General features: G+C 67.3%; 13 protein-coding genes. 7 read left to right on the top strand and 6 right to left on the bottom strand.

Features of this window, described 5'->3' with window-relative positions; translation table 11 throughout:
- Together AB0876_RS32925 and AB0876_RS32920 are read right to left on the bottom strand one after the other, a co-directional pair.
- On the bottom strand, nt 1-260 hold a 260-nt coding region (locus tag AB0876_RS32925; protein ID WP_526044098.1), incomplete at its 3' end, for a DUF732 domain-containing protein.
- Nucleotides 261-307: 47 nt separating this feature from the next.
- Nucleotides 308-1465, bottom strand: coding sequence for an alkaline phosphatase family protein (locus AB0876_RS32920; protein WP_526044097.1), 1158 nt, complete (start codon nt 1463-1465; stop codon nt 308-310).
- A gap of 100 nt (nt 1466-1565) precedes the next feature.
- Here AB0876_RS32920 and AB0876_RS32915 point away from each other — a divergent pair, with 100 nt between their 5' ends.
- Nucleotides 1566-2135 (top strand): Rv1352/Rv1906c domain-containing protein, encoded by a 570-nt coding sequence (locus AB0876_RS32915; protein ID WP_491841690.1) that lies wholly within the window; start codon nt 1566-1568, stop codon nt 2133-2135.
- 18 nt (nt 2136-2153) lie between these two features.
- On the opposite strand, the gene AB0876_RS32910 is transcribed toward AB0876_RS32915, so the two are convergent.
- The gene (locus AB0876_RS32910) at nt 2154-2468 is read right to left on the bottom strand and encodes a hypothetical protein (RefSeq protein WP_526044096.1); all 315 of its coding nucleotides are present in this window, start codon (nt 2466-2468) and stop codon (nt 2154-2156) included.
- Between the two features lie 329 nt (nt 2469-2797).
- Between AB0876_RS32910 and AB0876_RS32905 the strand changes: the two genes are divergently transcribed.
- A complete protein-coding gene (locus AB0876_RS32905; protein WP_491841697.1) occupies nt 2798-4012 on the top strand; it encodes an acyltransferase family protein in 1215 nt (404 codons plus the stop codon).
- Between the two features lie 155 nt (nt 4013-4167).
- Nucleotides 4168-4857, top strand: coding sequence for an Rv0518 family GDSL lipase (locus AB0876_RS32900; protein ID WP_055114347.1), 690 nt, complete (start codon nt 4168-4170; stop codon nt 4855-4857).
- Between the two features lie 9 nt (nt 4858-4866).
- On the opposite strand, the gene AB0876_RS32895 is transcribed toward AB0876_RS32900, so the two are convergent.
- Nucleotides 4867-5838, bottom strand: a complete 972-nt coding sequence (locus tag AB0876_RS32895; RefSeq protein WP_491841688.1) for a GlxA family transcriptional regulator — start codon at nt 5836-5838, stop codon at nt 4867-4869.
- Between the two features lie 101 nt (nt 5839-5939).
- Between AB0876_RS32895 and AB0876_RS32890 the strand changes: the two genes are divergently transcribed.
- On the top strand, nt 5940-6482 hold the full coding sequence (locus AB0876_RS32890) for a cupin domain-containing protein (RefSeq protein ID WP_526044095.1): 543 nt from the start codon (nt 5940-5942) through the stop codon (nt 6480-6482).
- Nucleotides 6483-6504: 22 nt separating this feature from the next.
- A complete protein-coding gene (locus tag AB0876_RS32885; RefSeq protein ID WP_526044094.1) occupies nt 6505-7158 on the top strand; it encodes an HD domain-containing protein in 654 nt (217 codons plus the stop codon).
- Nucleotides 7159-7185: 27 nt separating this feature from the next.
- Here AB0876_RS32885 and AB0876_RS32880 read toward each other — a convergent pair whose 3' ends face one another.
- Nucleotides 7186-7848: an MOSC domain-containing protein gene (locus AB0876_RS32880; RefSeq protein WP_526044093.1), complete on the bottom strand. Its 663-nt coding sequence runs from the start codon at nt 7846-7848 to the stop codon at nt 7186-7188.
- Between the two features lie 18 nt (nt 7849-7866).
- A complete protein-coding gene (locus AB0876_RS32875) occupies nt 7867-8118 on the bottom strand; it encodes a hypothetical protein (protein WP_526044092.1) in 252 nt (83 codons plus the stop codon).
- Between the two features lie 103 nt (nt 8119-8221).
- Here AB0876_RS32875 and AB0876_RS32870 point away from each other — a divergent pair, with 103 nt between their 5' ends.
- Together AB0876_RS32870 and AB0876_RS32865 are read left to right on the top strand one after the other, a co-directional pair.
- On the top strand, nt 8222-9187 hold the full coding sequence (locus AB0876_RS32870) for an o-succinylbenzoate synthase (protein ID WP_526044091.1): 966 nt from the start codon (nt 8222-8224) through the stop codon (nt 9185-9187).
- Nucleotides 9188-9347: 160 nt separating this feature from the next.
- Nucleotides 9348-9671, top strand: a complete 324-nt coding sequence (locus AB0876_RS32865) for a hypothetical protein (RefSeq protein WP_133058745.1) — start codon at nt 9348-9350, stop codon at nt 9669-9671.
- Nucleotides 9672-9680: the final 9 nt, after the last annotated feature.

Below are 9680 nucleotides of genomic sequence, written 5' to 3'. Positions count from 1 at the left end.
AACTGCCACGACTGGGCGTCGGTGCTGTCCTTGGCCAGTTGCTTCTTCACGAAACCGACCGAGTCCTGGGCGGTGTGGTCGACGCCGTTGTGCAGCCGCTTGCACATGATCTTGGCGATCCAGGCGTTGTAGTCCCGCTGCCCGTAGATACCGAAGGTGTGCAGCTCATTGGCGAAATCAGTATCAATCTCGGCATGTGCGGGAGCGGCGAAGGCAATTGCCGCCGCGGCACCGATCACTGCCAGCCCTGCAAGCTTCATGCGGTGAATCTTAGCCCATCTAAGCCTGTTTCGGGTGCGTGGTTGGTTCAGCCGATCGCCGACAGCAGCGGGACATATTGCTCGGCGCTCGTCAGCGAACCGTGATGGCCGATCAATGCCGACTCCAGGGGTTCGACTCGGCGTCTCAGCAACGCGGCTGAGCTGCGCGCGGCGGCGACCACATCGCCGATGCGGGAACGGACGTCGTCACGTACCCGAGGGCCGAACCAGCCCGCTCCGATGGCCTCGTCCCGCGACATCACCCACGCCGAATCCGCCAGGGTGGTCCGCCATGCGGTGAGAACGTCGTCGGCCGCGCCCGCGGCGGTGTAGACGTGCCGGGCGCGGGCTTCACCACCCACCGCGACCACCCCGTCGCGAAGCGGTTCGCACTCGTCGATGTCGATCGCCGCCGCTGGATCCACGGCGACCATTCCGTGGTCGGCCACCACCGTCAGCAGGCATTCCGACGGCAGAGCTTCCAGCACCGACTCCACCAGGCGGTCGACCTGGCGCAACTGCATCCGCCAGGCAGGGGACCCGGGTCCGTGCAGGTGGCCCACCAGGTCGAGGTCGGCGTGGTAGCCGTAACAGAAGCCGCTGCCTGCGACTGCCGCGATGCTCTCGGCGGCGAGATCGCCGAGAGCGTGCACGCCGACGTAGCGTCCGCCGCGCAGCAGCGCCCGGGTCAGGCCGGAACCGGCGTGCTCGGCGCCGGACACGACCGAGACCTCAAATCCGGCCGCCCCGGCCCGTTCGAACGTGGTGGGCAGCGGTTGGATCTGCTCGGGCACCACGCGGTCGCGAAGATCAGGCCCCCACGGATGCGGGCGCCACCTCAGCGCGTTCATCACGTCGAATTCCGGGCCGGCTTCGGGAACCCGGAACGAGTAGCCGACAAATCCGTGTTCACCCGAGCGGTATCCGGTACCGATCGCCGCCAGCCCCGCTGCCGTGGTGGACGGGAACCCGACGTGCAGGGTCCGGTTGGCGGCATCTGACATGGCGGTGAGTACGGGTGCGTCGGCGGCATGGGCGGCGAGCAGTTCGGCGCCGAGTCCGTCGATCAGCAGAACGCAGGCTCCGCGGATCGGGCCGGGCCAGGCGATCCGCGCGTCGAACCCGGGCGCGCCCATCGCAGCGAGCACGGAGGGGACCACATCGGCCAGGTGGGGTGCATCGGGATCGGGACTTGCAGGCTCCACACCGCGAGCGTGCCACAGATCACGCCGACGGGATTTGTCGCAGCAGACCTCGACCCAAGGGCACCAGACCACTGCGCTGTAGCCGGTACCCTGGGTTTTCATGAAGCCGATGAAAGCCGTGATCCTCGCTGCCGCCCTGGTGGTATCTGCAGGCGGGGCGTTCACTGGCATCGCCAGCGCCGATCCGGTCGTCCCGGCTCCAGGTCCCGCGCCGGGGCCCGTGCCCGCGCCGGGCCCGCCCCCCGGTCCCGTCGACGCGGCGCCGGCCGGCCCCGCGGCCCCGGCGGCCGCAGCTGCCCCCGCGGCCGGAACGGCGATCGACCACGACGGCCTGTTCATGGTCGGTACCGATATCCAGCCGGGTAACTACGCCTCGGCCGGGCCGGTCGAGGGTGGCACCTGCTACTGGAAGCGAATGGCGGATCTGCACGGCGGCGACATCATCGACAACGCATTCACGAAGAAGCCGCAGGTCATCACGATCGAGGCGACCGACAAGGCGTTCAAGACGAGTGGTTGCCAGCCGTGGCAGCCAACCGACGCCGCCCCCGACACCCCGGCCAACGGCACCATCCCGGCCTTGGTCGGCGGCGCCAAGCTGCGCGCGTGGATGGACACCCTGAACAACAACGCCCGCAATTACGACGGATCGTCGGTCCCGATGCCCTGACTGCTCGCGGCGCAGTGATCAGCCGGGCGGGATCAGCGGCGGCCGGCAGGCATTGCCGACCGGGTCCCACCACCAGCCGTTGTCGCACATCGGCGGCGGCGGCGCGACCGGCGGGCGACAGGTGTTGGCCACCGGGTCCCACCAGGCGCCGTTCTCACATCCCAGTGGCACGACCGGCGGGTGGCACACATTCGCCACCGGGTCCCACCATTCTCCGGCCGCACAGTCGGCCCAGCTGACTGCCGGTGCGGCGACCGTAACCACTGCCATCAGACCGAACGGCGCGAGTACCGCGCCGATGCCTGCGGCGCAGCGGCCGAGCGTGCTGGTCATCTCAAACCTCCCCGAGAGATCACGTGACTCGAGCCTATCGGCGTACCGGGCGGACTGCCAGGAATCGGACACGCCGGGTCGGCGCAGGCCACGAGGATCCGCTGGGGCGGCGACGTCGGCAAATGCTTTGCTGCACAAGATCACCCGAGCCGGTGTTCGTGCACCTCGACGGGGCACCCGGCACGGTTACACCGCGCGGCAAGCGCGACCTGCAAAGGCGCGCTGCTAGTCTGCGAGAGCTGCCGGTTGCGCGAATCGCGGGCCGATCCGCCCGGCCAGCCGCGGCGGGAACGTGACGAATCAGGCCAGTGGATACGGAAAAGGGTGTTGTGCGCGGCGCAGAGATCAAGGCCCTGACGGGACTGCGCATCGTTGCAGCCGTGTGGGTGGTCCTGTTCCACTTCCGGCCCCTGCTCTACGAGGTAGCACCCGATGTCACCAAGGCCCTCGCCCCCGTACTGGACCGCGGCGCCCAGGGCGTCGACCTGTTCTTCATCCTCAGCGGATTCGTCCTGACCTGGAACTACATCGACCGGATGGGCCCCACCTGGTCCACCCGGGCCACCTTGCACTTCCTGTGGTTGCGGTTGTCGCGGGTGTGGCCGGTGTACCTCGTCACGCTGCATCTGGCCGCGCTGTGGCTGATCTTCACCCTCAACGTCGGGCATATCCCGCCCGAGGACACGAGCGGTTACAACGCCGTCAGCTATGTGCGGCAGCTGTTCCTGGTCCAACTGTGGTTCGAGCCCTACTTCGACGGTTCGAGCTGGGACGGACCGGCATGGTCGATCAGCGCCGAGTGGCTGGCCTATCTGCTGTTCGGTGCGCTGATCCTGGTCATCTTCCGGATCGCCCGCGCGACCCGGGCGCGGAGTCTGGTCCTACTGGCCATCGCCGCGGCGGTCCCACCGGTCGTGCTGTTGATGGCCACCGGCCACTTCTACACCCCGTGGAGTTGGCTGCCCCGCATCGTCATGCAGTTCACCGCCGGCGCACTGGCATGTGCGGCGGTGCGCAAGCTTCATCTGACAGACCGGACCCAGAAGGGTGCCGGCTATCTCTCGATCCTGTTGGGCGCCGCCATCGTCGGCGGACTGTACTTCTTCGACAAGCACCCGTTGAACACCGTCGGCGATGCCGGCGGCATGGTCGACATTCTCTTCGTCCCGCAGGTGGTCGCTCTGGCGGTCGGCGTCGGCAGCCTGCCGGCATTGTTGTCCACCCGACTTCTGGTCTACGGCGGACAGATCTCGTTCGGCCTGTACATGGTGCACGAGTTGGTCCATACCGCCTGGATCTGGACCACCCGGCAATTCGAGCTGACCCTGACACCCACGCTCTCGGGTAAGGCGACGCTGCTCGGCCTGTTCGCGATCTCGGTGATCGGCGCGATCGCGCTGTATCACCTCGTGGAGGAGCCTGCCAGGCGCTGGATGCGCCGGATGGTCGACATCCGGCCGGTCGACCCGCCGAACACGAAACTGCACCGGATCGACACGGAGTCCGCAGACCGGTCCGACGAGGTTCCAGCCCGCGCGGGCTGACCGTTGTAACCATCCAAACCCGCTGCGCGACAGGTTGTTATGCCCTTGTTATCGCTGTGTCACCAGCCGCCTATCTACGGCCCAGGTTCACACCTTAGGCTGTCTCGGTATCGCGGTCCGGGACGAATTGAGTCTCGCCGGCAGTGGAGGTTGCAGTGAGTCGTCTGACCACTTTCATCGTCTCGCTCGCCCTCCTGGTGGGGCTGTTTGCGCAGGCCCCTCAGCGGCGCTTTGTCACCTCCGGCCTGGATCCCCAGATCAGCCACATCGCGGTGATCGGAGACTCCTACACCACTGGCATGCCCGCCGAGGGTGGCATGGGGCCGAGGAACTGGGCTCCGCTGGCCTGGCAGAAATTGGCACAGCGCGGTGTGCAGGTCGACGCCGATGTGGTGGCCGAAGGGGGCGCAGGCTATGAGGCGCGTGGTAACCGTGGCAGCGTCTTCGCCGACCTGACGCCACGGGCGGTGCAACCTGACGACGCGTTGATCGTTTTCTTCGGCTCACGTAACGACAAGGATGCTGACCTGGGTGCGGTGACGCGGTTGAGCCACGATGCGCTGACGATGGCGCGGCAGGCCGCTCCCACCGCCCGGATGCTGGTGATCGGGCCGCCATGGGTGAACGCCGATGTACCGCCGAATCTGCTCGGCGTCCGCGACATCTTGCGCGATCAGGCCCGGCAGGTGGGGGCCATGTTCGTCGATCCGATCGCCGAGCGCTGGTTCTTCGACAACCCGGAGCTGATCGGGGCGGACGGCATCCACCCGACCGACGCCGGCCACGCCTACATGGCGGACAAGATCGCGCCGCTGATCGGCAAGGAACTTCCGCGCTGGGTCTGAGCGTGGAGCTCAGCCGCGGGAGGTGGTGCGGAAGCGGTCGCGGTAAGCCCGTGGTGACACCCCGAGGTGGTTGACGAACACTCGTCGTAGGGTCTCGGCGCTCCCGAAACCGGCCAGGCGGGCGGTTTCTCCCACCTGTCGTCCCGCGTCGAGGGCTGCTCGGGCGACATCGATCCGCACAGTTTCGACGTAGCGCGCCGGTGTGGTGCCCAGCTCGGCTTGAAACAGCCGGGTCAGCTGTCGGGTACTCAACGAAGCCAGTGCCGCAAGGCTTTTCACGCTGTGGTCGGCCGTCGGGTCGGCCGCGATCGCATCGGTGACCTGTCGCAGCGCCGACTCTGCCGGCGCGTCGGACTCGACCAGCGTCGAGAACTGTGACTGGCCGCCGGCTCGCTTGAGATACACGACCAGTGACCGGGCGACGTCGCGCACCAGTTCGGCACCGTAGTCCGACTCCACCAGCGCCAAGGCCAGATCGATGCCCGCCGATACGCCCGCCGACGTGTAGACGGCCCCGTCCCGGACAAAGATGGCGTCGGGTTCGACCGAGATCGTGGGATAGGCACGCGCCAGCAGCCGTGCGTGCCGCCAGTGCGTGGTGGCCCGGCGGCCGTCGAGCAGGCCGGCCTCGGCGAGGATGAAGGACCCGGTGCAGATCGACGCGAGCCGCCGGGCTCGAGTGGGCACCTCTCGCAGTGCTGCCACCAGGTTCGGATCGATCGGCCGGCCCACGAGATTGTCTCCGCCGGAGACCAATACGGTGTCCACGCGGTCGATCTCCGCGATTCGATCGGTCACCGCGAATCTCGTGCCGATCGAGGTGAGGACGTCGGCGCCGTCGACCGAGGCGAACCGCAGTCGGTAGTCGGCGCCGAACCGGTTGGCCTCGGCGAAGACTTCGGCGGGCCCGGCGGCATCCAGCAGTTTCATCCCGTCGAAGACGGCGATCACGATCTCCCGTGGCTCCCCAACCTGTGCCATGTAGCCATTGTGTCGCTTTTTGTGGGAAAGATGGCGGATCGGACATGTTCGGGGAACTGGGCCGCGGCGCAGACTGGTTGCACGCCGACAAGGAGGTTCACATGTCATCCACCGCAGGTGCAACCGTCACAGTGGTCCAGCCCGGGGCCGGGGATACGGCTGAAATCCCTGGCTTCGGCGCGGTTTTCAAGCTCACCGGCCGTACCACCGGGGGCCTGGTCTCGATTGTCGAGCATCCCTTCGCGGTCGGCATGATCACCGCGGCGCACCGCCACACCAACGAGGACGAACACTCGATCGTGTTGTCCGGTGAGATCGGGTTCCGTTCGGATGACAGTGAAGTGGTTCTGGGACCGGGCGGTTACATCACGAAGCCGCGCGGGCAGATGCACGCCATGTGGAACGCGGGTTCGACGCCTGGTCGCATCATCGAAGTCATCACGCCGGGAAACGGTTTCGAGAACTACTTCCGCGAACTCGGTGAGCTACTGACCGCAGCCGGTGAACCCGGGCCGGACAGCCCACCCCTGCACACCACCGCCGAGTTCATCGAACTCTCGAACCGGTACGGCCTCACCTACGGGGTGCCGGAATGGTTCGACGACATCGTGACCCGCTATCACCTGAACCCGCCCACCCATTGATTCGAGTCTGAAGGAGACACCCATGACCACATCATTGACCGGCAACATCGCCGGGATCGAACTGCCGGATACCGCGTTGGTGCGCGAGGCCACCGAGTACATCCGCGATGTCGAAGACGACCTGCTGTTCCATCACTCCCGCCGGGTGTTCTACTTCGGCGCGCTGCAAGGCCTGCGCAGAGGCCTGCAGCCAGACCTTGAGCTGCTGTACGTCGGCGCGATGTTCCACGACATCGGGTTGACCGACGGCTACCGCACGTCATCACAATTGCGCTTCGAGGTCGACGGCGCCAACGCCGCACGGGACTTCCTGTTGCAGCGCGGGGTCGACGAGGCCGCCGCGCGCAAGGTGTGGCTGGGCATCGCGCTGCACACCACGCCGGGGGTGCCCGAGTTCCTCGAGCCTGAGATCGCCCTGGTGACCGCCGGCGTCGAAACCGATGTGCTCGGGATCGGCCTCGACAACCTGACACCGGACGATCTGAGTGCCGTCACCGCGGCGCATCCGCGGCCCGACTTCAAGAACCGCATCCTGCAGGCATTCACCGACGGGGTACAGCAGCGTCCCGGGTCGACCTTCGGCACCGTCAACGCCGACGTGCTGGCCCACTTCGACGACACTTTCGTGCGGGAAGACTTCGTCGAGGTGATCCTCGCCAACAAGTGGCCGGAATAGCCTGCCCCACAGGCAGACCCCGGCCGATCAGCTGGAGGCGGTGCGGCGTTCGGCGAGTTCCCGCAGGGGTTCCGGCAGGGCAGGAGCCTGCAGGATCGCGGGCAGATGCTGTGGCTCCAGGGTCAGTGCCCGGAACACGAAGCCGACGGTGATGTCATGGTCGGGCCGATCGGTCACCACGATCTCGTCGCCGGCAGATACCGGTCCAGGCGTGACCAGCCGCAGATACGCACCCGGGATCGCCGTCCTGGTAAAGGTTTTCACCCATCCGTTGATCTGCAGCCAGTTTGCGAACGTCCGGCAGGGGATGCGGGGCCGGGACACCTCGAGCTCGAGCCCGTGAGAACCGACCCGCCACCTTTCACCGATGACGGCGTTGGTGACATCGACGCCCGCGGTCGTCAGGTTCTCGCCGAACACACCGTTGGCGATCTCCCGGTCCAGGTCGGTCTGCCAGCTGTCGAGGTCCTCGCGGGCGTAGGCGTACACCGCCTGATCGTCGCCGCCGTGGAACTGTTGGTCGCCGATCGTGTCGCCGACGAGCCCGCTGCCGAGTCCGCCGTGCATCGGGCCGGGCGCGCGTACCGCGACCGCCCCGTCGACCGGACGCTTGTCGATGCCGGTGACTGCGCGGCCCTCGGCCGTGTTGGGTCGTGGATGGGCCACGTTGACCGTCAGTACCTGCGCCATGTCGCCCAGAGTATCGGCTTAGAAAAGCGGTGTCGCAACGCCATTCGGTGCCGGCGGTGAGGGCGGCACCGGCAGGCACAGCCCGGTCGCGGTGTCGAGCTGTCGGCCCGGTATGCAGAAAGGCGAACAACCGTTGGTGACGCCGGTTTCCCCGGGCGGGCAGGCCGAGCTCGGGGCCGGCGTCACGATCGTGGCCACCGCCATCGACCCGGCCGACAGCACCGCGGCCGACACCACGGTGAACACCCCGCGCCACACTGCGCTCGTCATTGGTTGTCTCCTCATGAGCTGCACCTCTTTCGGACCTACGGGCGCAGTCTAAGCCGCGGGTTGTCTGCCCACGCCCGGTTCGGTCCGCTAGCGTCACGTGGTTGTGCAGACCCTCATCGACTTCGACCGTGCGCCGGTTTTCGCCATCCCGACCATCGAGCCGGTCGGTGGGCTCACCGTTCGCGAGGGAATACTGATCGAAGGCCCGCAGGGGTGGGGGGAGTTCAGCCCGCTGCCGCACGAGACCGCGCTGGGCCGCTGGCTCACGTCAGCCACCGAGCCGGGAACCGTCGGCTGGCCCGATCCGGTGCGTGGCCGAGTTCCCATCGCGATCACGATTCCTGCCGTGGACGCCGTACGGGCGCGTGAGATTGCTGCCGCATCGGGTTGTCGGACCGCGGCGGTCGAAGTGGGTGTCGGGGGATTGGCCGAGGACCTTGAGCGGGTCCGTGCCGTGCGCGACGGGCTCGGGGCGGGCGGTGTCCTGCGGTGCGACGCCAAGGGCCGGTGGGATCCGGACACCGCGGTCGCCTCGATCGGTGCACTCGATCGGGTGGCCGGTGGATTGGAGTTCGTCACCCAGCCGTGCCCTACGGTCGACGAGTTGGCGCAGGTCAGGAGAAGGGTCGAGGTGCCTGTCGCGGTCGGCGAGTCGCTCCGCGAATCCGACGATCCGATGGGCCTACTCCTCGGCGAGGCCGCCGACATCGCCGTGCTCGCCACCGGTCCGCTGGGTGGGGCCAGGCGCGCGTTGCGGGTTGCCGAGTCGTGCGGGTTGCCGTGTGTGGTCACCTCGACGCTCGAGACGACGATCGGACTCGGGGCGGGGCTCGCGCTGGCGGGGGCGTTACCCGAGTTGGCGTTCGCGTGTGAATTGGGAACCAGGGGATTCCTCGCCGGCGATGTCGTCGCGGATTCGCGATCTCTGGTCACTGTCGATGGCTACCTGCCGGTGGCGCCGATGCCGCCCGCGCCGCAGCCCGACCGACTCGAGCGGTACGCGGTCACCGACCCGGCCCGGCTGGCGTGGTGGCGCGAGCGCCTTCAGAGTGCCATCTCCGCATCGTGAACTGCTCTGATGTCACCCCGGGTGGTTTGCCGCAGGTCTGGGATCAGCAACCTCCGCCGAACAGATTCAAGTAGCGCACTACGCATGTGTGCGGCGTGGCGGCGACTCGAGAATCGACGTGGTCAGCTACCGCTGGCGGGAAGATCCAACGGAGGATGCCATGTCGTTGTTCGCCAAGCTGTCGGAACTCCGGGCCGTACGGACCCAGGACTCCGCGGGGACCGACGAGCTCAGTATCAGCAGGGCTGACGGGTTTCAGTTCAAGGCTGTGTCGATGTGCCAGGGGGATGTGGTGGATCTGGACCGACTGCTGCCGTTCGACGGCCAGTTGGAGATCGTGTTGAGGGAGGTGGACGTGCGTACCGACGAGATGCAGGACGTGGGCTCGATATTCATCCGCTCAGACGAGTTGGGTCGGGGCGAGCTCACCCAGCAGTTCAGCGGCGCGGGCGCACTCTATGACCTCACGTACAAGGTGATCTGACGACTCAGC

This window comes from Mycobacterium sp. NPDC049093 (genome assembly GCF_040704635.1).
Lineage (GTDB): Bacteria > Actinomycetota > Actinomycetes > Mycobacteriales > Mycobacteriaceae > Mycobacterium.
The sequence above is the reverse complement of the archived record's forward strand: the minus strand, read 5'-3'. Positions and strand labels throughout refer to the sequence as shown.